This is a genomic window from Kitasatospora sp. NPDC051914 (assembly GCF_040680995.1).
Taxonomy (GTDB): domain Bacteria; phylum Actinomycetota; class Actinomycetes; order Streptomycetales; family Streptomycetaceae; genus Kitasatospora.
In genome coordinates, this window is record NZ_JBFAXX010000008.1 from 44,611 (window position 1) to 70,309 (window position 25,699).

Sequence of the window (25,699 nt, forward strand, 5' to 3'; positions counted from 1 at the left end):
TCTTCGGTCCGCACGGGCGGGCCGTTCTCTCCGCGAGCGCCTCTCGCTTCTGTTATAGACTATAACTGTTGCGAGTGTCAATCGCAAGCGCGATGGCGAGTCGATCGTGAGAGACTCTTACTACCACGACAATCAGTAACGAAGAGGAGAGGGCGGCCGAGATGGCAGAGGCCCGTACGACCGGCCCGCGCGCCCGCTACCGGGAGCAGACCCGCGCCGAGATCAAGGACGCCGCACTGCGGCAGCTGGCCGAGGGCGGCACCGACGGCCTCGCCCTGGTGAAGATCGCCAAGGGGCTCGGCATGTCCGGGCCCGCGCTGTACCGCTACTTCGCCAGCCGGGACGACCTGCTCGGCGCCCTCATCTCGGACGCCTACGGGGACGCCGCCGCGGCCGTCGCCGCCGCCCCCGACCCGGGCACCGGCCCGCGCGCCCGACTGCACGCCCTGGCCACCGCGTACCGCGGCTGGGCCGTCGCGCAGCCGCACCGCTACCTGCTGATCCAGGGCACCCCGACCCCCGGCTACACCGCTCCGCCCGAAACCCTCGCGAGCGCCCGGGCCGTCCTCACGCCCTTCCTGCCCGTCTTCGCCGCCGGCACCCCGGCACCCGCCACCGCCCCCGTGGTCGCCCAGATGCGGGCCTGGCTCGCGGCGGACGCGGCCGTCGCCGCCTGGGTGGCCGCCAGCGCCCCCGACGGCACCGAGGCCGTCGCCACCGCCCTCACCGGCACCGTCCTCGCCTGGAGCACCCTGCACGGCACCATCGGCCTGGAGGTCTCCGGCCACTTCACCGGCATGGGGCACACCGGCGACACCCTGCTCACCACCCAGATCGAACTGCTCGCCGAGGCCTTCTCACTGGGGTGATGCACTGTCACGGTTGCTCCGCAGCCTCGAAAAGGACAACGGTTCGTCACATCCCTGCGTTCCCGTACGGGATGTGACATTTCCGGTGGCCGCCGGCCCTTCTCCACCCGGCGGACGGGCCGCCATGATGCCTCCCCCGTCAGCATTCGGAGGGGACAGCACAGTTGAACCACACCGCCACGGGCATCGACGCCACCGCCGCAGGCACCTGGACACTCGGCGACCTACGGGTGAACCGCATCGGCCTCGGCGCCATGCGCCTCACCGGCAGCGCGGCGTTCGACGAGGGCACGCCCAGTGACCGCGACAGGTCCGTCCGGGTCCTGCGCCGCGCGGTCGAACTCGGCGTCAACCACATCGACACCGCCTCGTTCTACTTCTCCCGGCTGCGCTCGGCCAACGAGCTGATCGCCACCGCCCTCTCGCCGTACCCCGACGGCCTGGTCATCGCCACCAAGGTGGGCCCGGGCCGGGACCCGTCCGGTGCGTGGTACACGGCCGAGCCCGAGCAGCTGCGCGGGCAGGTCGAGGAGAACCTGCGCCAACTCGGCCGCGACCACCTCGACCTGGTGTACCTGCGGCGGATGGGCCAGTCGTCGATCGCCGAGCACGTCGGCGCACTGGCCGAACTCCGCGACGCCGGGCTGATCCGACACCTCGGGGTCTCCAACGTCACGCCCGCCCAGCTGGCCGAGGCCCGGGCCGTCGCGCCGGTGGTGGCCGTGCAGAACCGCTTCACCCTCGACGGGCGGCCGCACGACGAGGTCCTGCGGCACTGCGCCGACGACGGCATCGCCTTCGTACCGTACTTCGCGATCGCCGGGTCCGGACGCGAGCAGGGCGCCACCGCCGCCGGGCCGGAGAGCGCGCAGGTGCTCGCCGTCGCCGCCGCGCACGGCGCCTCGGCCGCGCAGGTCCGGCTCGCCTGGACGCTGCAGCAGGGCCCGCACGTACTGGCCATCCCGGGGACGGGCGATCCCGACCACCTGGAGGCGAACGTCGCGGCAGGAGCACTCCGGCTCAGCCCCGCGGAGATGAACCTGCTCGCCGCCGCGGCCCGGTGACTCCCAGGACCGGAGAAGGTACGGCGCCCGGAACATGCTGCACGCGCAGCCCGGAGACGGCGTACCCAGGGCGGGTGGGGGGCACCCCCGTGCGGGTGGGTGTGACACCGGACGGCGTTTCGGCGCTGAGTCAGGTGCGGCCCGCGATGTCACCGGTCCCACGGCGAGGCGGATGCCCCTCCCGGCATTCGCCCCCGAGCCTTGCCCGAAATGCATTTCCGACGCAAGGCCAATTCGCTTCCGACGCATACTGAATCAATTCCCTCCGGGCAAGGGGCGTTCGTGGCGAGGCTGCGCCACCCACCCTGGCACGCGCCCCGCCCCGCACGCCGACCGGCCGGATTCCGGCACGCGGAGCCCCCGGGCCGCCGAAGGCCGGTCTGCCAGCAGATATGCGCCCGACAATTCCCGTCCAAATTCCGACAGGACGGCCGATCGAAGTGGCGAAGTCCTGCCACTTGTGCGGACGCCCTTTTCCCGGCACCTGATTCTTCGCCATGATTCCGGCCACGCCAGCGCCCCGCTCCGCACCCAGCCAGCGCCAACCCGGCGCCTCGGAGCCCGGCGCGACCGCGCACCCGCGGTTGACCCCGGAAGGAACCGTACGTGAAGCGAAAGCTCGCCCTCGGAGCCGTTCTGTCCGCCTCGGCCGTCCTGGCCGGCGCGATCCAGGTCAGTGCCGGAGCGGCACAGGCAGCCCCGGCCCCCACCGCAACGGCCCGGGCCCTGGGCCTGTCGGCCCAGGAGCAGCTGATCGTGAAGGACACCGTCGTGGACGGCGACGGCACCCGGCACGTGCGCTACGAGCGCACCTTCGCCGGGCTCCCCGTCCTCGGCGGCGACCTGATAGTCCACCAGAGCGCGCAGGGCGCGATCCGGTCCGCCGACCGCGCCGTGCAGGGCTCGATCGCCCCCGCCTCGCTCACCCCGAAGCTCACCGCCGCGCAGGCCGCCGCAAAGGCGCACGGCGCGGTCGCAGCCACCATCGGCGTCTCCGACGGGGACGAGCCCGCCCTCGCCTCCGTGGATGCGGCCGGTGCGGCGCAACTGGTCGTGTGGGCGGCCTCCGGGAGGCCGAGACTGGCCCACCGCACCACCGTCGAGGGCGTCCGCACCGACGGAACCCCGAGCAGCCGGGTGGTCGTCACCGACGCCGCAACCGGCGAGGTGCTCTCCACCCACGAGCAGGTGCAGACCGCCAACGCCACCGGCTCGGGCACCGGCGTCTTCGTCGGCGGCGTCACGCTCACCACCGACTACACGGGCTCGACCTACGCACTCAGGGACAACACCCGGGGCGGCCAGTACACCGTCTCCATGAACGGCAAGCAGGGCGGCAAGGGCACGCTCTACACCGACGCCGACAACGTCTGGGGCAACGGGTCCGTCTCCGACAGCCAGTCCGCCGCCGTGGACGCCCAGTACGGCGCCGCCGCCACCTGGGACTTCTACAAGAACACCTTCGGCCGCCTCGGCATCCGCAACGACGGTGTCGGCGCCTACAGCCGCGTCCACTACGGCAAGAACTACTCCAACGCCTTCTGGAGCGACAGCTGCTTCTGCATGACGTACGGCGACGGTGCGAGCAACACCCACCCGCTGACCTCCCTGGACGTCTCCGGCCACGAGATGAGCCACGGCGTGACCGCCAACACCGCCGGCCTGAACTACTCGGGCGAGTCCGGCGGCCTCAACGAGGCCACCAGCGACATCTTCGGCACCGGCGTGGAGTTCTACGCCAACCTCGCCTCCGACAAGGGCGACTACCTGATCGGCGAACTCATCGACATCCGCGGCGACGGCACCCCGCTGCGCTACATGGACAAGCCCTCCAAGGACGGCCGCTCCGCCGACTACTGGTCCTCGAGCGTGGGCAGCCTGGACGTCCACTACTCGTCCGGCGTCGCCAACCACTTCTTCTACCTGCTGTCCGAGGGCAGCGGCGCGAAGACCATCAACGGCGTCAGCTACAACTCCCCCACCTACAACGGCTCCACCGTCACCGGCATCGGCCGCGACAAGGCCCTGCAGGTCTGGTACCGGGCGCTCAGCGTCTACATGACCTCGACCACCGACTACAAGGGCGCCCGCACCGCGACCCTCCAGGCCGCCACCGACCTCTACGGTGCCGGGTCCGCCGAGTACGCCGCCGTCGCGGCGGCCTGGACGGCGGTCAACGTCAGCTGACCTGCCGCGCACGGCTCCCGCAGGCCGGTGGCCGTCCGGTACTCACCGGACGGCCACCGGAGGCTGCGGGCCCGCCGCCCGTTCGTCGTGGGCATCGCGGTGACCACTGAAGCCCTCGGCATCCGGGACGGCGGCTGATCCGCCCGGCCATCGGAACGGCCGGGCGGATCAGCAGTGGCAGTCGACGGTCACCAGCAGGACGTCGCCGTCCAGCGCGTCCAGGTACGCGTTCGCCTCCCGCGCGTACGCGGCGCGGTCCTCCTCCGTGTCGCTGCCGGGCTCCGTCCACGTCCCGTCCAGGCGCAGCAGGGCGTAGTTCGGGACGGCCTCGGCCCGGGCCCGCGCCACGTACTCCGCACGGTCCGTCGAGAACCCGCCGTCCCAGTAACGGAATTCCTCGCTGCCGTGCGCGGCCCGACACCTGGCCTGCGTCCGGTGGTCGTCCCGGGCCTGCTCCATCGGGTAGCCGTCCGGGTCCGCCAGGTGCCGGGCCTGGAAGTGCCGCCACGGCTGCGCGGCAGGCAGACCGCCGACGAGTTCCGTCCAGCGGTCGTGGCGCGCGGCGGCCTCGCGTTCCTCGAGATCGCGCATCGCCTCGAAGTCGAGCAGGGCACGGGGGCCGCCGTCGCAGCGAAGCGCCCCGCCCGCCCCCTCCTGGTGATCGTCGATCAGGCGGGGATCCCCGGCGGCGTCGGGGCGGTGCACGAAGTGGTCCGGCCAGCGGCCGCCGACCACCCATCCGTCCCACTTCGCGTCGGGGTTGCAGGTGCTCATGAAGTAGGCGCGGCCCTCCCCGTCGACGTGCAGGGCGTCCTCGCTGCCCGGTTCGGTGCCGAAGTGGCGGTTGTGGGCATCGGCGACCTCCTGCCAGGTCAGGTCGTCGCCGGCGGGCAGCAGCCCGCTGCGGCGCAGCGCGGCGATGCACCCGATCCCGGCCGGGGCGCCGGTCAGGTACTCCCGGTACGCCTCCACCTCCCGGTTCTCGTCGAACGGACCGAGGGCGGCAACGAGCGCCTTCGCGACGTCGCCCCGGGCGGTGGGCGGGAGAGCGACGATGACGCCGAAGTGCATGTGCGCGCACCTTTCGGTACCGAGAGCGTGCCGGGCCCCACGGAAGGGGCAGCCGGGGCGGGAAGCTCCCGCCGCGCCCGGCATCCGACCCCCGCACCGTCCGCCGCCAGCGGTTTACGGTCCGGCCCGTGTCCGGGTCCGGTCGGTGTCAGGGCCGGTCCACGTTCCACTCCCGCGGCAGAGACCCGTCGCAGAAGACGCAGACGAAGTCCGCCTCGCGCACGATGTTCAGCTGCTCGCAGGCAGGGCAGCGCCGGAACACCACTTCGTGGGTGAAGCCGGACGGAGCGGAGATCCCGGCCCGGTCGAGCGCATCGGCGACGGCCTGCCACGAGCAGGCGTCCGGGCAGTAGCCGGTCGACTGATTGCTGACCTCCTCGGCCACCCACCGGCCGGAGTCCGCGCGAAAGCCGATCTCACCGGCGCTCAGGACCGCTTCCCCACCGGCACACACCACGTGCTCGCTGCGACGCGGCGAGAGCCGCAGGATCCCGGCCCCGTCAACGACGTAGGTGAAGGGCTCGGACAACTCCTCCGCCGGCCGGGCCGAGACCCACACCTCGAAGTCCGCCGGCGAATGCACGCCGAAACCCTCACCGCCCGGCCGGACGAGACTCCTCGGCCCGGTCGGCCCGACGTAGCGGTAACTCCGTCCGCGCATGCACAGAAGCGTCGACCCGGGACGTGTCCAACAGCATTCGCCGCGCCGTCCGCACCGGGCGGTGGGGTTCACTCGGTGTCGAGCTGGTGGTCGGCCCAGACGTAGCTCTCGGGCAGCAGGTCGGTGATGAGAACGGTCCGGATGCGGTCGCCGGCGCCGACGATGACCTTGAGGGCGGGGAAGTAGTCGAGGAGGACCTGACGGCACCGCCCGCACGGGGGAACGACCCCTCGGTTGCGGTCGCCCACGGCGACGATCGTCTCCAGCTCGTACGCGCCCTGGGCGGCCGCCGTGCCGATGAGGACCAGCTCGGCGCAGGGACCTCCCGTGAAGTGATAGGCGTTCACCGCGGTGACGATCCTGCCGTCCCGGGCACGGGCCGCGGCCGCCATGGTGTGGTTGTCGCCCCGGCACCGCGTACGGGCGACCTCGGCCGCGGCCCGGACGAGTTCGTGGTCGACGTGCTGGGTCTGCGCGGTCATCTGCTCTGCCTTCTCCGGAGGGTCAGGCCACGTTGGCCCGCGTGACGAGGACGCGCAAGCGAATATCGGCGGTCGGCCCGACTCCACCGACCACCCGATCCGGCTGCTGCCGGACTCCGCGGACCCGACTGACCACCGCGCAGGAACGGCCGGTCAGGGACCGAGGCGGGTGAGTTGGGCGGAGCGGGTGCGGTGGAGGTCGGCGGCGAGACGGCGGGCGGCGTCGGCGCTGCCGGCCGTGGACTCGGAGGCGGCGAGACGGACGGACTGCTCCAGGTATTCGCGCAGGTGCAGGGCGGCCAGGCGGTCGAAGTCGGCACCGGTGGCGTGCTCGGCCTCGATGTACTCGGCGGCGGTGGTCATGCCGGGCATGTCGTGGCCGGTGTGCGGGTTGTCTCCGGTCACTCCCCCGAGGCGGGTGAGTTCCCGGAGGCGGGCGAGTTCCGTCCGGTGGCCTTCGGCGATCTCGGCGGCCAGTGCGCGCAGTTCCGGCGAGGCGGCCCGGGCGGCGGTCAACTCGGCCAGCCGGATGTTCTGTTCGGTCATCGGGACGAGGAGTTGCAGCCAGGCTGTGTCGGTCGGGTTGTACGGTGCGGGGGCCGCCACAACGGGCGCTGCCGCGGCGGGGGCGGATCGCTCGGCGGGCCGTGCCACGGCGGCCAGCCCGCCGCAGACGGCGAGTGCGGCAAGTGCCGCGCCGGCGAAGGCTCGTCTCATCGTTCCTCCTGGGTCCCGGTGCGGCGCGAACGGGTGTCCGCGCCGCACCGGGGTGGGAGTCGTCGGGTCAGGCGGTGCCGTTGGCACCGCACTTGACGATCGGGTCGATGCAGTCGCGGACCCGGCGGGCCATTTCGGCGGCCGGCCACACGTTGAAGAAGTCGCCGTGCATGGTGTAGCCGGGGCCTGAGGCCAACCGCAGCCGGGACGGGTCGCCGGTCACCGGGTAGCGCAGCACCTGGCGGAGCTTGGGCACCGGGATCGGGTGGGTTGCCGGGCAGGCGCCGTTCACGGGGTAGGACATGTGGCTCTTGTGGTCGGCGGAGTCGAGGTCCTTGCCGTTCCAGCACTGCGGGAAGTCCAGGTAGGACTCCAGCATGGAGCCGGCCGGGCAGTTGACGAAGTCGTGCGAGGGGTTGACCTCGCCCGCGTGCAGGCAGGACCAGCGGGCGATGCTGTTGTCGTTCGGGCCGGTCGCCCTGGCGTTGCCGGCGACGATCCGCAGGCCGCGCGGGAAGGGCTGGGTCTGTGCGATGACGTCGTCGCGGACGCCCTCGCCGAGGTAGTAGAAGGTGGTGCCGGTCGGCTCCACGGGGGCGTTGTCGGCGTACAGGGTGGGCACCCAGTAGGAGGAGACGTCGGCGGCCGGGTTGCAGGTGCCGCCGGACTTCTCCAGCCTGCCGAGGTCGGAGTCGGCGTCGGTGGCGGCGTTGCCGAAGAAGCTGTGCATGTGGGAGGCGCCGGGCAGGCCGGGGAAGACGATCGGGTCGTCGGGCAGCCGGTGGCTGTACGGGCAGTCCGCGAGGAACTCGGCGACCCGGACGGCCCCGGGCGGCACGCCCTGGGTGCCGAGCGCGCCGTACACCTGGAACTCCCAGAGCGAGACGCCCCAGACCGTGGCCCGCGCGGTGGCCAGCACCCGGACGTAGCGGCCGGTCGCGGAGAGGTCGAGGGTCTGCCGTCCGCCGGTGGAGCCGGTGACCTGGCGCACCGTCAGCCAGTCGTTGCCGTTGGCCGAGACCTGGATCTGGTAGGCGCTGGCGTACGCGGCCTCCCAGTTGAGCACGATCCGGTCGATGGCGGCGTTGCCGCCGAGGTCGACCCTGATCCACTGGTTGTCGGCGGCGGCGCTGGACCAGCGGCTGCCCTCATTGCCGTCGACGGCGAGCGAGGCCGGGTAGGCGGCGTTCTCGAGCGAGGACGCGGTGACCGGCCGGCCCTGCGAGATCGGCTGGTCGACGGCCTGCGCCGGGCCGGAGGTGCCGGTCAGTACGGCGCCCGCGGTGAGCACGGCGGCGGCCAGGGCGACCAGGCGGTGGCGCCGGACGGCGCGTCGGCGGGCGTGCGGGCGCGGTCGGGACCGCATGGCGATGGGACTCATGGCTCTCCTGTCGGGTGGGGGTCGGAGCCGAGCGCGCGGTGCCCGAGGTGGGGTGGCGGCACCGCATGAGAGAGCGCTCTCTCACGGACGATAGGAGCGCCCGTCGAGTAGTGTCAAGACATCGTCAAGGTGCTCCGTCAACGCACCGGTCGGGGCGACGGGCTTGGCGGACCTGTCATCAGAGAGCGCTCGCTCAGCGGGCGTTGAAAACCCCGGGCCTGCTGCACCCCCGGCCGCTACGATCGGCGCCGCACCAGACCCCGGCGGTCCGACCACCGCCGGCCCCGGCGGTCCATGGGGAGGACACCGATGACGCAGGCGCCCGAACGACAGGCCGACCATCCCGAGCGGCTGGCCGACGGCCACCCGTTCCGGCAGTGGAAGACCTGGCGGATTCCCGGCACCCGGCTGACCCTCACCGGCTACTCGCGGGCCAACGACAAGACCTTCTTCCACATCCCCGAGCTGCGGTGCAGCCTCGACGCCGGGCTCTGCGAGGGCCGGCAGCCGGACACCGTCTTCCTCACCCACACCCACGCCGACCACGCCAAGGACCTGGACTTCCTCGCCGCCAAGGCCGCCGGGGTCGACATCCACCTGCCGGCCGCGGCCGTGCCGTACGTGGAGTCCTACCTGCGCGCCTCGGCCGAACTCGACCACGGCCCTGCCTACGATCCGGCGCTGGCCGGGCACCGGCTGCACGGGGTGGCGGGCGGCGACGAGTTCGCCTTCGGGCGCGGCGGCCACCGCGTCCGGGTGGTGGAGTGCGAGCACAAGGTGCCGTGCGTGGGGTACGCCTTCTCCGAGGTGCGGACCGCCCTCGCCCCCGAGTACGAGGAGCTGCGGCGGACACTGCTCGCCGAGGGGCGCGGCGCGGAGTTCGGACGGATCGTGGCGCAGCGCCGCCGGGAGGGCGCGGAGGTCGAACGGGAGGTCCGCCGGCCGCTGTTCGCCTACCTCGGCGACACTCATGTGAACGTCTTCGAGCGGAACCCGTGGCTCTTCGAGTACCCGGTGGTGATCACCGAGTGCACGTACCTGGACGACGCCGAGCTGGAGCGGGCCGACCGGGTCGGGCACACCGTGTGGAGCCGCCTGCGGCCGGTGGTGGAGGCGTACCCGGAGACGCTGTTCGTGCTGACGCACTTCAGCCTGCGCCACTCCGACCGGGAGGTGCTGGACTTCTTCCGGTCGGAGCGGGCGCAGGGCGGGCCGGACAACGTGCTGCTCTGGGTGCACCCGGAGAGCAGCCTGCCGGAGCAGCACCGGCGGAGCGGCGGCTGACGGGCTACCGTCCGTCCCTGTCCGGGTCGGCGGCGAGGGTGATGACGCCGAGGTGGCCGTCGCCGTCCTCGGTGATCTTCAGCAGCATGGCGGGCTCGTAGATGCTGTCGCCGTCGTTGAAGGTGTCGCGGCCGGTGTGCGCCGCGTAGGGCTGTTTCGCGAGGACGGCCGAGTTGAGCTTCTCGTCCATCATCAGCTGGGTGGTGAGGGTCCGTTCGTCGTTCACGTGGACCATGGCGTGGATGTGCACGGTGCGGCCGGAGTACCAGCCGGGCCAGACGGTGGTGAAGGAGACGATGCCGTTCTTGTCGGTGACCTGGGCGCCGCGCAGGTAGCGCTTGTCGTCCTGCGGGACGAGGTCGGCCTGGCCGCCCTGGCCCCCGTTGCCGCCGCCGCCCGGGGCTCCGGACGGCGGCGGTCCCGACGGCGGCGTGCCACCCTGTGCTCCGCCGCCGGGTGCCCCGCCTCCGCCCGTGGAGAGCGCCTCGGCGCCGGAGTAGTGGCCGGCCGCGTCGCAGTGCCAGATCTCCACCACGGCGTCGGGCAGCGCCTGGCAGGTCTCGCTGTCCTGGACGCGGATCGCCAGCCGCAGCCGGGAGCCCGCGCGGTCCTCCCGGATGTCCGAGCGGATCTTGTCGGCGTCGAAGTAGTAGGGGCCCTGGGTCGTCGAGGGCGAGAGGGTGCAGGTGTTGGCGCCGGCGAACAGGCCGGTGAGGTCGCCGGTGCCGGTCGCCTGCGGCGAGACGGAGACGGTCGCGCCGTCCGAGGCGGTGGCCGTGGTGGTGCTGCCGCCGCCCCGGCCGCAGGCGGCGAGGAGTGCACCGAGCCCGATGCTGCCGAGCCCGGCCAGGGCGGTCCGCCGGCTGACCCGCCGGCCCTCGTCGTGGTCGTGTTCCATGCCACGATGCCGGGCCGCGCGGATGAGACCGGCCTGTGGACACGCTCGACCGACCATGAGAAGCCCGCCCGGGCGGCCGGGCCACCCGGTCACCGGCTCAGCAGGGCTGCCGCCAGGCGTCGAGTTCCAGGCGCTTGGTCATCGAGCTGAGGCCGATCTGCCGGCTCTTGGCGCAGTACTGGGCGCTGGGCGTCTTGTACTCGACGTGGAAGACCGCCTTGCCGGCTGCGATGAAGGGCTTGAGGGCGTCGCACTCGTCGAACTCGGCGCACTGCTCGTTGACCGCGAAGTCGAAGTCGCCGACCAGGGCCGGGATCTGGTCGAGGTCGTTCTTGAGGCCGACGGCGAGGCCGCGGTCGTGGGCGAGTTTGGCGATGGCCTTGTTGTAGGCGATCTGGTCGGCGGCGCTGATCGGGAAGCCGGTGTCGGCGCGGTAGTTCTCGACCAGGTCGGGTTCGACGGCGTCGAATCCCTTGTCGCGGCACATGTCGAAGCGCTTGGCCATCAGCGGCAGCAGGACGTCGGTGCGGCGGATGTCCAGCGAGGACTCGCCCTTCCAGCCGTTGGCCTCGCCGCGCACGGCCTTCGGGAAGGCCGCCGCGTCGGAGCGGTAGTCCTCGTAGGCGCCGACGTTGACGTAGCAGATCACCTTGCGGCCCTTGGCGTGCAGGGCGGCGACGGTGGCGGCGTCGTTCTCGAAGCCGTCGATGTCGTAGACCGGCACGTCGATGCCGGTGTCGACCCGTCCGTCGAGCTGCCACTGCCAGGCGGTGCGCGGGGCCGGCTGCCAGCGGGCGGCGGTCGGGCGGGCGCCGGACGGGGAGCCGGAAGGCACCGAGTCGCTGCCGGGCGTCGGCGAGGCGCTCGCCGACGGGCTGCCGCTCGCCGGGGCCGAGCCGGACGGTGCCGGGTTCGCCGTCCCGGAGGCGGTGGCGGTGGGCTCGTCCGGGTCGGGGCCGTCGTCCTCGCCCCCGCTCGAGCACCCGGCGAGGGTGAGCAGCAGGGCGGCTGCGGCGAGGGCGGCGGGGTGCGGTCGGCGGGTCATCAGTCGGTCTCCGTCCGGGTGGGCGAGAGGGCTGGCCCCGCGAGGGCCGGGGTGAGGGCCAATGACAGGGTGCGCCACGGATTGTCGCCGTCGCCCGTTGTCGCGTAGTGGACGGCGGCGCCGCGCAGTCTGGCCTCGCGGGGGACGGCGCGCAGCCGGCCGGACGGCACGCCGTGCACCAGGTGGCAGAAGAGTTCCGCCGGGTGGTCCGCCGTCCAGCGCGGCACGGGCGCCGCCTCGTACGCCTGCCAGTCTCCCTCGAAGGTGACCAGCAGGTCGGCAACCGTGCCGTCGGCGTAGGCCGGGTCGGGGTGGGTGCCGTGGCCGAGGACGACGGTTTCGCAGCCGAGGGCGCGGGCGGCGACGGTGAGCCGCCGCTGGTAGGGCAGGAAGGCGGGGTCGGTGCAGGCCTGGTCGAAGTAGACGCCGTCGGTGCCGTACCAGGTGCGGTGGCGCTGGAGGTCCTCGACGACGGCGGCGTGCGGTCGGCGGCCGTACGCGGTGTCGACGTAGCCGAGGATGCGCACCCCGGCCTCGCGGAGTTCGGCGAAGGGCTCGGCGAGGACCGGGTCGGGGGCGGCGCCGGGGCCGTCGGCCGCGTTGACGACGACGCCGTACAGGCGCGGTGCGGCCCGGACGAGGGCCCGCCAGGCGGGCGGGTCCTCGGCCGGGTGCACGTAGAGCGGTACCAGCTGGCGCTCCATCAGGCGGTCTGCTCCGGGGTGTCCTTCAGGCTGTGCCAGAGGTCGGCCAGCGAGTCGGCGAGCGCGATCCGCGGCTCCCACCCGAGGGTGCGGGCGGCGGTGATGTCGGCCTGCTGCCAGGAGACGGCGGCGGAGCGCTCGGAGCCTGCGCCGTGCTCCTCGATCCGGCCGGTGAACTGTGCGGCGGCGACCAGGGCGTCGGCGACGGCGCGGACCGGCCGGGCCTCGCCGCCGGCGATGTTGAGGACCGCCGGCAGCGGGTTCGCGGCGGTGAGGACGGCGGCCACCGCCCGGGCGACGTCGCGGGCGTCGACGAAGTCGCGGTGGGCGGACAGGTCGCCGACGGTGACGGTGCCGCCGGGGCCGGCCCGGCGGATCTCGGCGGCGAGCCGGCCGGCCAGCGAGGTGCCGGGCGAGCCGGGGCCGACCGGGTTGAACACCCGGAGCACCACGGCGTCCTGGCCGCGGGCGGCGGCCTCGGCGACGGCCAGGGTGCCGGCCAGCTTGGTGGCGCCGTACAGGCCGCCGGGCCGCGGGGCGGCGTCCTCGGCGAGCGAGGTGCCGTGCTCGCAGGCGCCGTACTCGGCGGCGGAGCCGAGGTGGACGAGGCGGCTGCCGGGCACGGCCGCGCGCAGGGCGGCGGCGAGCACGGCGGGGCCGCGGGCGTTGAGGCCGGTCTGCAGCAGGGCGTCGCCGGTGACCGCGCCGGCGCAGTTCACCACCGCCGCCGGGCGGAGGTCGGCGAGCAGCGCGGTGAGGCCCTCGACGGTCTCGTCGGCGAGGTCGATCCGCAGGTCGGCGGTGGCGGAGCGGCCGACGCGGAGCACCCGCGCACCGGGGAGGGTGCGCAGGTGCTCGGCGATGTGGCCGCCCAGGAAGCCGGTGGCTCCGAGGACGAGGACGTCCATGGCTCAGGCACCCCGCAGCAGCAGGTCGCGGTTCTCCCGGAAGTCCGCGTTGGCCCGGTCGTAGTCGTCGGGGCGGCCGATGTCCAGCCAGTAGCCGTCGAACTCGTAGGCCTGCGGCGGGGTTCCGGCGTCCAGGAGGTCGAGCACCAGGTCGTCGAAGCCGAGCGGCTTGCCCGCGGTGTAGCGGGTGAGGGTGGACCTGGAGAGGCCGTAGACGCCCATCGAGACGTGGTAGTCCATGCTGGGCTTCTCGCGGAACTCGGTGACCCGGCCGTGCTCGGTGGTGAGGACGCCGAAGTCGATGTTGACCCTGCGGGCGTAGGTGGCGATGGTGAGCGGCGCGCCGGCGTCGGTGTGCTGCTTGAGGACGTCGCCGTAGGGCAGGTCGGTGAGCACGTCGCCGTTCATGACGAGGAAGTGCTCGGGGAGGGTGTCGAGCATGGTGAGCAGCGGGCCCATGGTGCCGAGCGGGCTGTCCTCGGTGGTGTAGGTGACGTCGATGCCCCACTGGGAGCCGTCGCCGACGTAGGCGCGGATGATGTGGCCGAGGTGGCCGATGGCGAGGGTGCAGCTCTCGAAGCCGGCGGCCACGAGCTGGCGCATGACGATCTCGAGGATGGCGTGCTGGTCGCCGATCGGGACGAGCGGCTTGGGCAGCGCGGTGGTGTACGGGCGCAGGCGGACGCCCTTGCCGCCGGCCAGGATGACAGCGTGCATGCTGGTGCTCCTTTTCTGTGTGCGGTGGGTGCGGGCGCGGATCAGACGTTGTACAGGTCGGTCTTGTAGCGGGCCAGGTTGGCCGGGTCGCGGAAGAACTCGATGGTGTGCAGCAGGCCCTCCTCCAGCGAGTGGGCGGGGGCCCAGCCGGTGGCGGTGCGCAGCCGGGTGGCGTCGGCGACCAGGCGCATGACCTCGGAGGCGGCGGGGCGGATGCGGTCGGTGTCCTCACGTACCGTCAGGTCGGCGTCCATCAGCTTGCCGACCAGGGTGACCAGGTCGCCGACGGAGATCTCGCCGCCGGTGCCGGCGTTGAAGGTGCGGCCGACGACCTGCTCGGCGGGGGCGGTGCCGACGGTCGCGAACGCGGCGGCGGTGTCCTTGACGTAGAGGAAGTCGCGGGTGGGGCGGAGGTCGCCGAGGGTGATGGTGCGCTCCCCGGCCGCGACCTGGCCGATGACGGTCGGGATGACGGCGCGCATGGACTGGCGCGGGCCGAAGGTGTTGAACGGACGGAGCGTCACCACGGGGGTCTCGAAGCTGGCGTGGTAGCTGTCCGCGAGCCGATCGCCGCCGGCCTTGGAGGCCGCGTACGGGGACTGGGTGTTGATCGGGTGGTCCTCGGTGATCGGGACGGTCTGCGCGGTGCCGTAGGTCTCGCTGGTGGAGGTGTGCACCAGGCGCGGGATCTCCAGGTGGCGGACGGCCTCCAGCACGTTGAGGGTGCCGGTGACGTTGGTCTCCACGTAGGAGTGCGGGGCCTGGTACGAGTACGGGATCGCGATGAGCGCGGCCAGGTGGTACACCGCGTCGGTGCCCTTGACCAGGCCGGTCACCGAGCCCGGGTCGCGGACGTCGCCGAGGACGATCTCCACGCTGTCCAGGACGTCCTTGTCCAGGGTCTCCAGCCAGCCGAACGAGGAGAAGGAGTTGTACTGGACCATGGCGCGGACGCGGTGCCCGTCGGCGACGAGCTTCTCGACGAGGTGGGAGCCGATGAAGCCCTCGGCTCCGGTGACGGCGGCGGTGGTGGTGTTGCTCATGGCGAGCCTCCGGTGGTGTGGACGTGTGGTTCGGCTCGCGGCCCTCGGGGGGCGCGCGGTGGGGGTACAGGGGTGCCGCGGTTGCGGCGGGGGCCCGCCGGGGCGGGCACCGCGTCATCTGTGCGCGGTGATGCGGCCCGTCCTGGCGCGGGCGACGCATATGGTCGCGCCCACGGCGAGGCCGGTGGCTATGAGCCGGGCCGCGGTGGCCGAGGCCGGGTGCAGGGCGCCGGCCGTGCTCTCGGCGAGGGCTGCGGCGGTGCATATCAGGGCGGGCGGCCAGACGGCGCCGAAGACCTGGAGCAGCAGGGCCGTCCAGAGCAGGGCGCCGAGCAGCAGCAGGCCGCCGAGCTGGACGGGGTCGGGGAGCTTCCCCGTCCAGAGCAGGCAGGCTCCGGTGCCGAGGGCGGCGAGCACGGTGAGGTAGCCCGCGATCAGCAGGAGGAGCGTGCGGTCGGTGCGGTTGCGGAACTGGTCGGCGGTGGTGCTGGTGTGCAGCGCCGTCACCGACCGGCTGCGGAACCGGAAGAGCAGCCACTCGGCCAGACCCATGCTGAGCGTCAGCGCCACGGCCGCCGAGGCCCCGCCGGGGACGGCGGGCCGCCACGGGTCGCCGAAGGAGGCGGTGATGACCAGGGCGCCCACCGCCAGGCCGAACAGGCCGTGCGGCAGGCTGTCGGCGAGCGGCACGCCGCCCGCCGGGGCCTCGTCGCCGGCCCGCAGCCGCAGCCAGATCTCGATGCCGGCGAAGACGGCGGCGAGGGCGAGCGACAGGGCGGGGCCGGCGATCCGCAGCCAGTCCGGCAGGTCGACGGCGAGGGTGGCCGCGGCCCCGGCGGCGGTCGGCGCGAGTGCGCCCATCAGCCGCTTGGCCCGACGGGTGATCAGCAGGACGGTCGCGCAGGCGAGGTACAGCGACTGTCCGGCGGCGAACAGCAGCACGGCCGTGTCCGCCCCTGCGAGGGCGGCCGCCGCCGTGCCGAGCGCGGTGGCGGTGAGACCGCCGCGCAGCAGGCTGCGCCCGACCGCGGACCGGGCGCCGACGGACCGCCAGGCGTACGCCCGGTGGGCGAGCGCCTGGTTGAGCCCCCAGCCGACCAGGGCGGTCAGGGCGAGGGCGCTGCCTGCGCCGGCGCTCTGGAGGAAGCGTGCGGTCGGCAGGTAGGCGAGGCCCGGGAGGGCGAACAGCAGGCCGCGCAGCACGGTGCGCAGCGGGTCGGCCTGCCAGGGGTCGTTGGGCTCGGGCGGCGCGGGGTGGCGCCGCTCGGTGCGGGCGAACAGTTCCTCGGCGATGGCGAAGGAGTCGGTGCGGCCGTAGCGGACGGCGGCCTGCTCGTCCGTCAGGCCGTCGGACTCCAGCACCGCGGCGATCTCGAAGGGGTGGACGGCGCGGGCGCAGACGTCGGCGAGCCGTTCGGCGAGTTCGTCGAGCGGGTCGTCGGGCAGCGGCACGGGCTCGGCCGCGCCGGGTTCGACCACCCGCAGCGCGAGGGTCTCGTCCGGGTTGCGGGCCGCGCCGGCCGCGTCCTTGGTGAGCTCGCCGGGCGGCGGGACGCGCAGGGCGAGCGTCTCGTCCGGCCGGTCGGCGTCCTTGCGGCGCGGCGGCAGGTGCAGGACGACGGTGTCCTCGGGGCGCGGCCCGTCCTCGGAGAGGTTCAGCAGGGTGCTCATCCGGCGGCCCCGACGGCGGACCGGCCGGCCGCGGCCTCTGCGGCGGCGGCCTCCTCGCGCTGCGCGGGCGTCCACCAGTCGAAGGGTCCGCTGTCGTCGGCGGTCCGGAAGCGGTCGCGGCGGTCGAGCTCGCGGTAGATGTCGCGGAAGGAGTCGATGGTCTGGCGGAGGGTGAACTGCTCGATGACGCGCATGCGCGCGCCGCGGCCCATTTCGGCGCGGCGGTCGGAGTCGCGGAGGAGTTCGAGGGCGGCCTTGGCCATCGCCTCGGGCTCGCGGGGCGGGACGACGAGGCCGGTGTCGCCGACGGCCTCCCGGACGCCGCCGACGTCGGTGGAGACGGTGGCGCGGCCGCAGGACATCGCCTCGATGAGGGTGAAGGGGAAGCCCTCGCTGATGCTGGAGAGCATGACCACGTTGCCGGCGGCGTAGGCGTCCCGGATGTCGTCGACGCGGCCCTCGAAGACCACCGCGTCGCCGATGCCGAGGTCGACGGCGAGGGCCTCGCAGCGCTCCCGGTACGCGGCGCCGCCGGCGGGGGTGCCGCCGAACAGCCGCAGCCGGGCGCCGGGTATCTCGGCGCGGACGATGGCGAAGGCCCGGATCAGCGTCTCCAGGTCCTTGATCGGGTCGACCCGGCCGGCCCAGCTGAGGGTGGGCACCTCGGGTTCGGGCCCGGCGGGCGGGAACGCGGCCGGGTCGACGCCGTTGTAGACGGTGCGGATGCGCTCGGCGGGGGCTCCGGCGCGCTCCTCCCAACGGCGGTTGTAGCGGTTGCCGGGGGTGACCAGGGCGGCCCGGGCGTAGCTCTCGACGGCGAGCATCCGGTAGAAGCCGAGCACCAGGGCCTTGACCGGCCAGGCGTAGCCGGTGCCGTAGCCGAGGTAGCGCTCGCGCAGGTAGATGCCGTGCTCGGTGAGCAGGAACGGGGTGCCGTGCAGGTGGTTGCCGACCAGGCCTGGCAGGGCGGCGAGACCGCCGCTGACGGCGTGCAGGACGCCGCCGGGCTTGGGGTGGGCCGCGAGCGGGCGCAGCGCGTGCTCGAGGAGTTCGGTGGCGGTGAGGGCGTCGTGCAGGCTGGGCTTGGCGGCCGAGGTGGCCAGGTGGGGGCGGTTCCAGACGGCGGCGAGGACGCGCAGGGCGGCCTCGGAGCGCAGTGCGGGGCTGAGCCGGCCGGCCCGGGCGTGGTCGGCGAGGACGTACAGCTCGGGGCCGAAGGCGTCCTCCTCGGCGGGGTCGAGGAGGGAGAGCAGGAAGCGCTCGTAACCGGTGAGGAAGGCGCGCATGGCGGCTCCCTTCGGTGCCTGGCCGGGCGGGGCGGGGCCCCAGAGCGGGACGGCGCGGACGTCGGTGACGTGCGCGGGGAGGTCCCAGGCGAGCGGCTGGCCGGCGGTGCCGGTGATCGCGATGACCCGGAACTCGGTGTCGGGCATGCCGGTGACGAGCTGGTCGCACCAGACGCTGACGCCGCCGTGGCTGTGCGGGTAGGTGCCCTCGGTGAGCATGGTCACGCGGGTGCCGACCAGGTGCGCCAGGTCGACCGGGCGTACCGCGCCCAACGCTTCGGGCTCGGTGCCGGCCGCGGGCACGGCGTGCAGACGTGTGTTCATGGATTCCCCCCCAGGAAATCCCGCCCCCGGGCAGGCGGGCGGTGTCGGTGCGCGTGGTGCGGGGCGGTGGCCGGGCCGGGGAGGGTCGCTCCCCGGCCCGGACCGCCCGGGCCTTCGGTTTCCGGCCGGATCAGCCGGTGGTTGTCGTCAGCTCGTTGAGCGTGTCGGCGTCGGCGGTCGGGCCGGCCGGCACGGGGTCCTTGACGCCCTTGGGCACCGGCAGGCTGGCGACCGTCTTGGCGATGGTCGTGCGGATCGTCTTCAGGGCGGCCGCCGCGGGCACCTCGGAGCTCGGCAGCTTCAGGGTGACGCTGGTCTGGGTGAGACCGGGGCCGACCCAACCGGACAGCTGCCCGGCGTACGCGGAGCCGAAGTCGGTGGTGCCGATCAGCTGCTGCTGCTTGGTGCCGGTGGGCATGGTGGCCTCGGCGAGGACACCGGACGGGGCGCTGATGGTGACGGTGTCGCCGATCCGGTAGGCGGTGACCTGGCCGGCGTCGACGGCGTTGTTCCAGGCCGCGCGGCGCTGCAGCTCGACGCCGATGTCCTTCTGGCGGAGGTTCACCAGCGGGGTGTCGGCGGCGTACAGCCCGTCGTACTCGGAGAGGATGCGCTCCATCACCGGGTAGGCGATGCGGTCCTCGGCGTAGTTCGACTGGTGGACGAAGTGCGGCCGCGGGTCGTTGTTGATCGCCCGGTTGACGGCCAGTCGGGCCTCCAGCGGGACGATGTAGTCGGCGTAGCCGGTGTTCAGGTCCAGCGGGGCGGGCAGGCAGGTGCTGGTGGCCGGGTTGTCCTCGCAGATGCCGCTGCCGCCCTGGGCGCGGGAGGTGTAGATCCAGTTGTACTCGTCCACCTCCTCGACCGTCTTCGCCGCGTTGTAGAACACGTTCAGCGGGTAGCGCGGGATGGTCAGCGCGTCGCCGACCTCGCGCTGCTCGTGCTCGCGGGAGGAGTCGCTGGCCAGCCAGCGGACGCCGGTGTTGTCCACGGACGGCGCGAGGTACGGGTTGTCGGTGGGCTGCTGCGGGTTGGTGACCAGGCCGGAGTGCTCACCGGTGACCAGCTCGGTGTTGTCCACGTTGGTGAGGCCGTTGTTGGCCGCCCAGGTGCGGTTGTTGGTGATCTGGGAGGTGATGTCGGCCTGGCTGGTCCACACGGTGTTGCCGTTGGCGTCGGTGGTGCAGCGCCAGGGCACCACGGTGACGTCCTGCACGCAGCCGAGGAACTGGTGCGAGTAGGTGTGGTTGATCCACCGGTAGGACGCCTGGTCGGCGATGAGCTGGGCGGTCAGCGGGTCGGTGCCGCCGTTCTCGGCCTTGAAGTCCTCGGTGCCCTGGCCGTTGTACGCCAGGTCGACCTTGAAGTTGTGGTTCTGCTGCCACGTCTTCAGGTACTGGGCGTCCGCAGCCGTCATGCGGCTGGGGTGCTCCTCCGGGTTGCTGCCGGGCGGGCAGGTGACGTCGCCGGGGGTGCACTTGAGGACGGTGTCCCAGCGGTCGTCGGCCATGAAGACGTCGTCGACGTGCAGGGCGAAGTAGTTGCGGTCGTAGCCGAGGTGGATGCCCTCGGTGGCCCACTCCACGATGCCGCGCGCCAGCTGGCGGTACTGCCGCTGGTAGGCGTTGTAGACGAAGGTGACGACCAGTTCGCGCCGGCCGTCGTGGGCGTACTCGCCGACCAGGGAGCCGCGCGTGCCGGTGCCGGGGATCGGCGCGTCCACGTACGGGGTGAAGGTGGCGCCGGCCGCCTGCTGGGCGAGCGGCGTGGCCAGGTAGCCGTAGCTCTCCCCGACCGACGGGGAGTTGTCCTCGAAGGTGACGCCGCCCTCGAGGTAGCCGAACGGGCCGGACTTGCCGGCGGCGGTCACCTGGGCCTGGACGCCGTCCAGGCTGCCGGCGTACGCGCCGGGCAGCGTGCCCCAGTTGAGGCCCACGCCGGCACCGGCGTAGGTGTAGGCGTCCACCTGGCGGATGCCGAACTGCTGCTCGTACGAGGCGAGCGCGGTGAGCTCGCCGGCGCTGAGGCCGGCCGGGCTCTCGCTGGGCATCACGACGGCCTGGAACTTGGCGCGCGGGGCGCCGTTCACCGTGTCGCTCAGGAACGCGGCGGCGATGGTCGGACGGCTCGCCGAGGCGAGGTCGATCCGGGTGTACGGCACGCCGGTGCTCTCGAGTTCGGCCACGATCGCGCCGACGGCCGGTCCGCCGTCGTCGACGACCAGCAGCTTCAGGTCGATCCTGGGAGTCGGCGCCGCGTACGCGCCGGGCATCGGCGCCAGCGTCATGACCAGTCCTGCCACCGTGCAGGCGGCGGCAATGCGGGCTCTACGCCCCATGAGGTGTCCCTCCCCTTCGGACGGCGCGCGGGTCGCGCGGAGAGTCGCCGTCCGGCTTGTGCGATGTGCGGAGTGTGCGGGTGCACGGGTTGTGCGGTCACCAAAAAACGCGACGCTCAGGGCGCCGCGCAACGTCATCCCCCGCCGCACATCGTATGACCATCGACCCTCACCGCATCCACCGAATCGCCCAGGAGAACGCAAAGTTGTCGAATAATCAGCACATGGGTCATTTGCCATTTCACACGTACCCACCCCGTGCCCCGCATGCGCCCCCCGCTCAGCAAACTCCCAGTTGTACGCCCTGCACCGGCGGAGGGGAACGCGCTGCTCGACTGCCCGACCGTACCGGCCCGGAGCCGTCCGTGCACCCGCCCGACTCCCAGGAACCTCTCAGGATCGCCGTCGGCGGCCCGTCCGGGCAGGCCCGGACAACACAATCGGAAGGGTGCATTCCACTCCCGACGGCGCGTCAGGACCGGTTTGCGGTTGCGCCGCCGGTACGGTTCCGTGACGAGACCGCGACAGTGCATGGGAAGGCCACGTCCATGACACCGTGCTCCCCCGCCAGCTGCTCCTGCACCCCCCGGGACCTCGCCGTGCAGGCGCGAGCCTGGTCCAGGCCCAGGCACCGCAGGCCGGTGCCGCCCGGCACGGGCCAGGTCTTCGACTCCTTCCTCTCCTGGTGGGGCCGCGCCCGCCGCGCCGACCTGCGCTAGCGGGGCCCGCCGGCGCACGGGAAGAATCTTCCGGATTTCCCGCGCCCGGTGTCGAAATCGCGCCGCCGGCTTCCACCCACCTGTGAGAGCGCGCCCCGCCCGGGGCCGCCCGAGTGGAGGAGAGAGCGATGAAGTACATGCTGCTGATGCAGTTCAGCGCCCGGGGCAACGACTTCCCTGCGATCACCGAGTGGGCCGAGGAGGAGGTCCGGGCGCACATCGCGTTCATGCACGAGACCAACGCCGAGCTCGTCCGGAACGGCGAGTTCGTGGACGCGCAGGGCCTCGCCTTCCCCGACACCGCGAAGATCGTCCGCGCTTCGGGCGACGGCACGCCGCTGGTCACCGAGGGCCCCTTCCCGGAGACCAAGGAGTTCCTGGCCGGCTACTGGATCCTCGACTGCGAGAGCGAGCAGCGGGCGCTGGAGATCGCCGCGCGCGCCTCCTCCGCCCCCGGCCCCGGTGGCAAGCCGCTGAACATGCCGATCGAGGTGCGGCAGGTGATGGCCGCCCCGCCCACGGAGCTCTGAGCCCCGACCGGCACCGGTCCCCGCGTCGACGACCTGCTGCGCGAGCTCGCGCCGCGGGTCGTCGGCGTGCTCACCCGCCGCCACGGCGACTTCTACGCCGCCGAGGACGCCGTCCAGGAGGCACTGATCGCGGCCGCCGCCCGGTGGCCGGAGCAGGGGCTCCCCGACCACCCGCAGGTGCTGGAACGCCTCTCCGACAACCCGGTGGTCTCGCTGAACCGGGCCGTCGCCGCCGCCATGGCGCACGGCCCGCACGCCGGGCTGGAGCTGCTCGCCGCGCTCGACGCGGCGGGGCGCGCCCCGGCTGCACCCCTTCGTGGCCGAGGCCGGAGACCTGGCGGCGTTGGCCCTGGAGTCCGGACACCCGGAGCGCTTCGTGTGGATCGACGAGAAGGGGGCGATGGCCGACATCGGGTCCAGCCCGGCCGATCCCGGCGTGTACCGCAAGCACGACCTCCGGATCCCGCCCTCGGTGGGCTGGAGCACCCTGCACCCGCGGGCGCAGCAGTTGCTGGCCGACGTGCTCCTGCTGCTGAACCTCACCGAGCGGAGCGGCGCGGTCGAGGACCTGGAGGCCCGGCTGGAGCGCACCAACCGGGCGTCCCTGCCGCCGTGCCCGGCCGAGGACCGCAGGCCGCTGCAGCCGGAACGCACGGTGGGCATGCCGGGCGCGGCCGAGCCGGGCTCCACCCGCCTGCGCGACTGCCCGTTCGAGCTGTGCCCCTACCCGCCGAAGGGCGAGCTGCCGCGCGCGGAGCTGCGGGAGCCGTTCTGCCGCCGGCAGAGGGCCTTGGTGGCCGTCCACTCGCTGCACCGGCGGAAGGCCCTGTGGCAGGGCATGACCGACCACGAACTGGCCGACTTCCGGACGGCGATGGCGACGCGGACCCGCACCCCGGACCGGTGAGAGCCGCCGGGGCCGGATCGGTTCAGTCGGCGAGCGGCTCCAGGACCGCGAGCTGTTCGGCGACCCGCTCGGCGGACCAGGAGAGCAGCCAGGCGGTGTGGTCGGGGGCGTAGCGGCGGGGCGCGGACTCGACCCGCATGACCAGCGCCAGGTGGATCCGGTAGAGGGCGAGCCTGGCCCGGGCACCGGGTGTGGTGGTGGTCAGGTCCGGGGTGATGCTCCGGTAGCCGGCCATCAGGTCGGGGTCGTCCTCGGGGGTGCCGAGCGGGTCGAGGCCGACGAGTTCGGCGAGCGGGTCGCCGAAGAAGGCGCGTTCGCCGTCGATGAGGCCGCGGAGCCGCCAGGTGCCGCCGGCGCCGTGGCTGCCGTCCGGGTCGCGGGTGAGGACGATGTTGCCCTCCCAGGCGTCGAAGTGGACGAGGGCGGGGCGGCGCGCCTCGGCGAGGGCGGCGGCGAAGCGCTCGGGGAGGCCGGCGTGGCCGGGCCGGCCCCCGAGCGACGGCGACCCCAGGTCGAGTCATACAACAGTCTTATGGATCCATAAATCCGAGGCATGTACCACCGGGCGGGTGCTCGGGCGAGGGTGGCAGTCGGAACCTCTCCGCCGTCCGTCCCGGGCCGCCTGCGGCCCGCCCCTGCCGAAGGATGCCGCCATGTCCCGCCCCGTCCGGGTCGCGATCGTCGGAGCCGGCCCCGCCGGTGTCTACGCGGCCGATGCCCTGCTCAAGTCCGACATCGCCGCCGACCCGGGGGTCTCGATCGACATCCTGGAGCGGCTGCCCGCGCCGTTCGGGCTGATCCGCTACGGCGTGGCGCCCGACCACCCGCGGATCAAGGGCATCGTGACCGCCCTGCACCAGGTGCTCGACAAGCCGCAGGTCCGGTTCTTCGGCAACGTCGACTACCCGGGCGACCTCTCGCTGGACGACCTGCACCGCTTCTACGACGCCCTGGTGTTCGCCACCGGCGCGGTCGCCGACCGCGACCTCCGCATCCCCGGCATCGAGCTGGAGGGTTCGTACGGCGCCGCCGACTTCGTCTCCTGGTACGACGGCCACCCGGACGTGCCGCGCAGCTGGCCGCTGGAGGCCGAGAAGGTCGCGGTGCTCGGCGTCGGCAACGTCGCCCTCGACGTGGCCCGCATCCTGGCGAAGACCGCCGACGAGCTGCTGCCGACCGAGATCCCGGGGAACGTGTACGACGGCCTGGCGGCCAACCGGGCCGTGGAGATCCACGTGTTCGGCCGGCGCGGCCCGGCGCAGGCGAAGTTCAGCCCGATGGAGCTGCGCGAGCTGGACCACTCCCCCACGATCGAGGTGATCGTCGACCCGGAGGACATCGAGTACGACGACGGCTCGATCGCCGCCCGGCGCGCCAACAAGCAGGCCGACATGGTCGCCGCCACGCTGGAGAACTGGGCGATCCGCGACATCGGCGACCGCCCTCACCGCATCCACCTGCACTTCTTCGAGTCCCCGGTCGAGGTGGTCGGCGAGGACGGCCGGGTGGTCGGCCTGCGCACCGAGCGCACCGCCCTGGACGGCACCGGTGACACCAAGGGCACCGGCATCTTCCGCGACTGGGACGTCCAGGCCGTCTACCGCGCCGTCGGGTACGCCTCGGACGAGCTGCCCAAGCTGCCGTTCGACACCCTGTCGGCGACCGTCCCGCACGAGGCCGGCCGGGTCGTCGAGGCCGGGGCGCACCTGCCCTCGACGTACGTGACCGGCTGGGTCAAGCGCGGCCCGGTCGGTCTGATCGGCCACACCAAGGGCGACGCCAACGAGACGATCGCCTGCCTGGTCGAGGACCACCGGGCCGGCCTGCTGCGCCTCGCCGCCTCGCCCGCCGAGGACGCCGTCGTCGCCTTCCTCGAGGAGCGCGGCGTCGACTTCACCACCTGGGAGGGCTGGAAGGGCCTGGACGCCCACGAGCGCGCGCTCGGCGAGCGCGAGGGCCGCGAGCGGATCAAGGTCGTGCCGCGCGAGGAGATGCTGCGGGCCTCGGGCAGCTCCCTGACGCCCGCCGTACGGGACTGACCGGGCCGCCCGGGCGCGGACGGGACTCCCCGCCGCCGCGCCCGTCCGCGCCTCGCCGTGTCGGCGTGTTCAGAGCTCGACGGACGCGCCCGGTGCGAGGAGGTGCAGACGGTCGGTCAGACCGGCCCGGGCGAAGGCCTCCGCGAGCGAGGCGCCGCCCTCGGTGAAGTGCGCCCAGTGCTCGAAGTGCAGCGGCACGACGTGGCGGGCGCCGAGGATCCCGGCGGCCTCGGCGGCCGCGGCGCTGGTCAGGGTGAGCGGCGCGTCCGGGACGAGCGCAGTGCGGGCGGCCCCGGCGAAGAGCACGGCGACGTCGACCGGGCCGAGCCGGTCGGCGACCTCGCGGACGATGTCCAACGAGGCGTTGTCGCCGCTGACGTAGACGGTGGGCAGGCCGTCGCCGGACAGTACGAAGCCGGTGACCTCGCCCACCAGGTGCTCGCTGCCCTCGGGCCCGTGCAGGGCGGGCACGCCGGTGATCCGCAGCTCCCCGCCGTCGGGTCGGGCGAGTGCGGTGTGCTGCCAGTTCGGCAGGGCGCGGACCCCGCCGCCGAGCCGCTCGGACGCCGGGGCGGTGGAGAGCACGGGCGGCGCGTCGGGCGCGGTGACGAGGGCCCGCCCGGCGTCGTCCAGGTTGTCGGGGTGGTGGTCGTGCGAGAGCAGTACGGCGTCCAGCGGGCCGAGGTCGGCGGCCGGCACCGCGGGGCCCGCCGTCTTGGTGAGGCTGCGCGAACCGACCGGGTGGACGCCCGGCGCGTCGAAGGTCGGGTCGGTGAGCAGCCGGACACCGCCGAGCTCCAGGACGGCGGTCGGGCCGCCGATGTAACGGACGGTCAGCGTGGCCATGGACGGGT

24 protein-coding genes and 2 pseudogenes are annotated in these 25,699 nt (G+C 73.4%); 9 read left to right on the top strand and 17 right to left on the bottom strand.

Annotated elements, in window-relative coordinates; translation table 11 throughout:
- Positions 1–161 precede the first annotated feature (161 nt).
- From AB0M03_RS07665 to AB0M03_RS07675, 3 genes are all read left to right on the top strand, one after another.
- The gene (locus tag AB0M03_RS07665; protein ID WP_363489544.1) at positions 162–869 is read left to right on the top strand and encodes a TetR/AcrR family transcriptional regulator; all 708 of its coding nucleotides are present in this window, start codon (positions 162–164) and stop codon (positions 867–869) included.
- Between the two features lie 164 nt (positions 870–1,033).
- On the top strand, positions 1,034–1,933 hold the full coding sequence (locus tag AB0M03_RS07670; protein ID WP_363489546.1) for an aldo/keto reductase: 900 nt from the start codon (positions 1,034–1,036) through the stop codon (positions 1,931–1,933).
- Positions 1,934–2,539: 606 nt separating this feature from the next.
- Positions 2,540–4,120, top strand: a complete 1,581-nt coding sequence (locus AB0M03_RS07675; RefSeq protein ID WP_363489548.1) for a M4 family metallopeptidase — start codon at positions 2,540–2,542, stop codon at positions 4,118–4,120.
- A 168-nt stretch (positions 4,121–4,288) separates the two neighbouring features.
- On the opposite strand, the gene AB0M03_RS07680 is transcribed toward AB0M03_RS07675, so the two are convergent.
- From AB0M03_RS07680 to AB0M03_RS07700, 5 genes are all read right to left on the bottom strand, one after another.
- Positions 4,289–5,191, bottom strand: coding sequence for a hypothetical protein (locus AB0M03_RS07680; RefSeq protein ID WP_363489550.1), 903 nt, complete (start codon positions 5,189–5,191; stop codon positions 4,289–4,291).
- 148 nt (positions 5,192–5,339) lie between these two features.
- The gene (locus AB0M03_RS07685; RefSeq protein ID WP_363489552.1) at positions 5,340–5,720 is read right to left on the bottom strand and encodes a hypothetical protein; all 381 of its coding nucleotides are present in this window, start codon (positions 5,718–5,720) and stop codon (positions 5,340–5,342) included.
- Between the two features lie 200 nt (positions 5,721–5,920).
- On the bottom strand, positions 5,921–6,334 hold the full coding sequence (locus tag AB0M03_RS07690; protein WP_363489554.1) for a cytidine deaminase: 414 nt from the start codon (positions 6,332–6,334) through the stop codon (positions 5,921–5,923).
- 153 nt (positions 6,335–6,487) lie between these two features.
- Complete coding sequence (locus AB0M03_RS07695) at positions 6,488–7,051, bottom strand: DUF305 domain-containing protein (RefSeq protein WP_363489556.1); 564 nt, start codon at positions 7,049–7,051, stop codon at positions 6,488–6,490.
- Between the two features lie 67 nt (positions 7,052–7,118).
- On the bottom strand, positions 7,119–8,432 hold the full coding sequence (locus AB0M03_RS07700) for a DUF1996 domain-containing protein (RefSeq protein ID WP_363489558.1): 1,314 nt from the start codon (positions 8,430–8,432) through the stop codon (positions 7,119–7,121).
- A gap of 309 nt (positions 8,433–8,741) precedes the next feature.
- On the opposite strand from AB0M03_RS07700, the gene AB0M03_RS07705 reads away from it, so the two are divergent.
- Positions 8,742–9,716: an MBL fold metallo-hydrolase gene (locus AB0M03_RS07705; protein WP_363489560.1), complete on the top strand. Its 975-nt coding sequence runs from the start codon at positions 8,742–8,744 to the stop codon at positions 9,714–9,716.
- Positions 9,717–9,720: 4 nt separating this feature from the next.
- Here the strand turns inward: AB0M03_RS07705 and AB0M03_RS07710 are convergent, their stop codons facing one another.
- The 9 genes from AB0M03_RS07710 to AB0M03_RS07750 form a co-directional block, all read right to left on the bottom strand.
- On the bottom strand, positions 9,721–10,614 hold the full coding sequence (locus AB0M03_RS07710; protein WP_363489562.1) for a protocatechuate dioxygenase: 894 nt from the start codon (positions 10,612–10,614) through the stop codon (positions 9,721–9,723).
- Positions 10,615–10,711: 97 nt separating this feature from the next.
- Positions 10,712–11,659: an endo alpha-1,4 polygalactosaminidase gene (locus AB0M03_RS07715; protein ID WP_363489564.1), complete on the bottom strand. Its 948-nt coding sequence runs from the start codon at positions 11,657–11,659 to the stop codon at positions 10,712–10,714.
- Positions 11,659–12,363, bottom strand: coding sequence for a spherulation-specific family 4 protein (locus tag AB0M03_RS07720; RefSeq protein ID WP_363489566.1), 705 nt, complete (start codon positions 12,361–12,363; stop codon positions 11,659–11,661). Before AB0M03_RS07720 ends, AB0M03_RS07715 begins: the two co-directional genes overlap by 1 nt.
- Positions 12,363–13,271, bottom strand: coding sequence for an NAD-dependent epimerase/dehydratase family protein (locus AB0M03_RS07725; RefSeq protein ID WP_363489568.1), 909 nt, complete (start codon positions 13,269–13,271; stop codon positions 12,363–12,365). Before AB0M03_RS07725 ends, AB0M03_RS07720 begins: the two co-directional genes overlap by 1 nt.
- A 3-nt stretch (positions 13,272–13,274) precedes the next feature.
- Positions 13,275–13,988 (bottom strand): sugar phosphate nucleotidyltransferase, encoded by a 714-nt coding sequence (locus AB0M03_RS07730; RefSeq protein ID WP_363489570.1) that lies wholly within the window; start codon positions 13,986–13,988, stop codon positions 13,275–13,277.
- A 41-nt stretch (positions 13,989–14,029) separates the two neighbouring features.
- Positions 14,030–15,031: an SDR family NAD(P)-dependent oxidoreductase gene (locus AB0M03_RS07735; RefSeq protein WP_363489572.1), complete on the bottom strand. Its 1,002-nt coding sequence runs from the start codon at positions 15,029–15,031 to the stop codon at positions 14,030–14,032.
- Positions 15,032–15,145: 114 nt separating this feature from the next.
- A complete protein-coding gene (locus tag AB0M03_RS07740) occupies positions 15,146–16,702 on the bottom strand; it encodes a hypothetical protein (protein ID WP_363489574.1) in 1,557 nt (518 codons plus the stop codon).
- Complete coding sequence (gene pelF / locus AB0M03_RS07745; protein WP_363489766.1) at positions 16,699–18,207, bottom strand: GT4 family glycosyltransferase PelF; 1,509 nt, start codon at positions 18,205–18,207, stop codon at positions 16,699–16,701. Before pelF ends, AB0M03_RS07740 begins: the two co-directional genes overlap by 4 nt.
- 235 nt (positions 18,208–18,442) lie before the next feature.
- Entirely contained in the window at positions 18,443–20,599 is a 2,157-nt protein-coding gene (locus tag AB0M03_RS07750; protein ID WP_363489768.1) for a hypothetical protein, read from the bottom strand.
- 599 nt (positions 20,600–21,198) lie between these two features.
- Between AB0M03_RS07750 and AB0M03_RS07755 the strand changes: the two genes are divergently transcribed.
- From AB0M03_RS07755 to AB0M03_RS07770, 4 genes and pseudogenes are all read left to right on the top strand, one after another.
- A complete protein-coding gene (locus AB0M03_RS07755; RefSeq protein ID WP_363489576.1) occupies positions 21,199–21,369 on the top strand; it encodes a hypothetical protein in 171 nt (56 codons plus the stop codon).
- Positions 21,370–21,497: 128 nt separating this feature from the next.
- Complete coding sequence (locus tag AB0M03_RS07760) at positions 21,498–21,899, top strand: YciI family protein (RefSeq protein ID WP_363489578.1); 402 nt, start codon at positions 21,498–21,500, stop codon at positions 21,897–21,899.
- A gap of 33 nt (positions 21,900–21,932) precedes the next feature.
- Positions 21,933–22,076: pseudogene (locus tag AB0M03_RS07765) on the top strand (sigma factor); the annotation flags it as partial.
- Between the two features lie 139 nt (positions 22,077–22,215).
- On the top strand, positions 22,216–22,806 hold the full coding sequence (locus AB0M03_RS07770) for a hypothetical protein (protein ID WP_363489580.1): 591 nt from the start codon (positions 22,216–22,218) through the stop codon (positions 22,804–22,806).
- Positions 22,807–22,828: 22 nt separating this feature from the next.
- Here AB0M03_RS07770 and AB0M03_RS07775 read toward each other — a convergent pair whose 3' ends face one another.
- A complete protein-coding gene (locus AB0M03_RS07775; RefSeq protein ID WP_363489582.1) occupies positions 22,829–23,041 on the bottom strand; it encodes a hypothetical protein in 213 nt (70 codons plus the stop codon).
- A gap of 45 nt (positions 23,042–23,086) precedes the next feature.
- Positions 23,087–23,317 (bottom strand): annotated as a pseudogene (locus AB0M03_RS07780) (phosphotransferase); the annotation flags it as partial.
- Between the two features lie 142 nt (positions 23,318–23,459).
- Between AB0M03_RS07780 and AB0M03_RS07785 the strand changes: the two are divergent.
- Positions 23,460–24,845, top strand: a complete 1,386-nt coding sequence (locus tag AB0M03_RS07785) for an FAD-dependent oxidoreductase (protein ID WP_363489584.1) — start codon at positions 23,460–23,462, stop codon at positions 24,843–24,845.
- Positions 24,846–24,914: 69 nt separating this feature from the next.
- Here AB0M03_RS07785 and AB0M03_RS07790 read toward each other — a convergent pair whose 3' ends face one another.
- A complete protein-coding gene (locus AB0M03_RS07790) occupies positions 24,915–25,691 on the bottom strand; it encodes an MBL fold metallo-hydrolase (RefSeq protein WP_363489586.1) in 777 nt (258 codons plus the stop codon).
- Between the last annotated feature and the right edge of the window lie 8 nt (positions 25,692–25,699).

What these genes read in the sequence shown, in the direction of transcription:
- AB0M03_RS07775 (WP_363489582.1), bottom strand. Translation starts at nt 23,041, where the DNA reads ATGGCCGGCTACCGGAGCATCACCCCGGACCTGACCACCACCACACCC.
- AB0M03_RS07730 (WP_363489570.1), bottom strand. Translation starts at nt 13,988, where the DNA reads ATGCACGCTGTCATCCTGGCCGGCGGCAAGGGCGTCCGCCTGCGCCCG.
- AB0M03_RS07720 (WP_363489566.1), bottom strand. Translation starts at nt 12,363, where the DNA reads ATGGAGCGCCAGCTGGTACCGCTCTACGTGCACCCGGCCGAGGACCCG.
- AB0M03_RS07785 (WP_363489584.1), top strand. Translation starts at nt 23,460, where the DNA reads ATGTCCCGCCCCGTCCGGGTCGCGATCGTCGGAGCCGGCCCCGCCGGT.
- AB0M03_RS07755 (WP_363489576.1), top strand. Translation starts at nt 21,199, where the DNA reads ATGACACCGTGCTCCCCCGCCAGCTGCTCCTGCACCCCCCGGGACCTC.
- AB0M03_RS07715 (WP_363489564.1), bottom strand. Translation starts at nt 11,659, where the DNA reads ATGACCCGCCGACCGCACCCCGCCGCCCTCGCCGCAGCCGCCCTGCTG.
- AB0M03_RS07705 (WP_363489560.1), top strand. Translation starts at nt 8,742, where the DNA reads ATGACGCAGGCGCCCGAACGACAGGCCGACCATCCCGAGCGGCTGGCC.
- AB0M03_RS07725 (WP_363489568.1), bottom strand. Translation starts at nt 13,271, where the DNA reads ATGGACGTCCTCGTCCTCGGAGCCACCGGCTTCCTGGGCGGCCACATC.
- pelF (WP_363489766.1), bottom strand. Translation starts at nt 18,207, where the DNA reads ATGCTCACCGAGGGCACCTACCCGCACAGCCACGGCGGCGTCAGCGTC.
- AB0M03_RS07665 (WP_363489544.1), top strand. Translation starts at nt 162, where the DNA reads ATGGCAGAGGCCCGTACGACCGGCCCGCGCGCCCGCTACCGGGAGCAG.
- AB0M03_RS07695 (WP_363489556.1), bottom strand. Translation starts at nt 7,051, where the DNA reads ATGAGACGAGCCTTCGCCGGCGCGGCACTTGCCGCACTCGCCGTCTGC.
- AB0M03_RS07750 (WP_363489768.1), bottom strand. Translation starts at nt 20,599, where the DNA reads ATGACGCTGGCGCCGATGCCCGGCGCGTACGCGGCGCCGACTCCCAGG.
- AB0M03_RS07710 (WP_363489562.1), bottom strand. Translation starts at nt 10,614, where the DNA reads ATGGAACACGACCACGACGAGGGCCGGCGGGTCAGCCGGCGGACCGCC.
- AB0M03_RS07690 (WP_363489554.1), bottom strand. Translation starts at nt 6,334, where the DNA reads ATGACCGCGCAGACCCAGCACGTCGACCACGAACTCGTCCGGGCCGCG.
- AB0M03_RS07760 (WP_363489578.1), top strand. Translation starts at nt 21,498, where the DNA reads ATGAAGTACATGCTGCTGATGCAGTTCAGCGCCCGGGGCAACGACTTC.
- AB0M03_RS07735 (WP_363489572.1), bottom strand. Translation starts at nt 15,031, where the DNA reads ATGAGCAACACCACCACCGCCGCCGTCACCGGAGCCGAGGGCTTCATC.
- AB0M03_RS07740 (WP_363489574.1), bottom strand. Translation starts at nt 16,702, where the DNA reads ATGAGCACCCTGCTGAACCTCTCCGAGGACGGGCCGCGCCCCGAGGAC.
- AB0M03_RS07790 (WP_363489586.1), bottom strand. Translation starts at nt 25,691, where the DNA reads ATGGCCACGCTGACCGTCCGTTACATCGGCGGCCCGACCGCCGTCCTG.
- AB0M03_RS07680 (WP_363489550.1), bottom strand. Translation starts at nt 5,191, where the DNA reads ATGCACTTCGGCGTCATCGTCGCTCTCCCGCCCACCGCCCGGGGCGAC.
- AB0M03_RS07700 (WP_363489558.1), bottom strand. Translation starts at nt 8,432, where the DNA reads ATGAGTCCCATCGCCATGCGGTCCCGACCGCGCCCGCACGCCCGCCGA.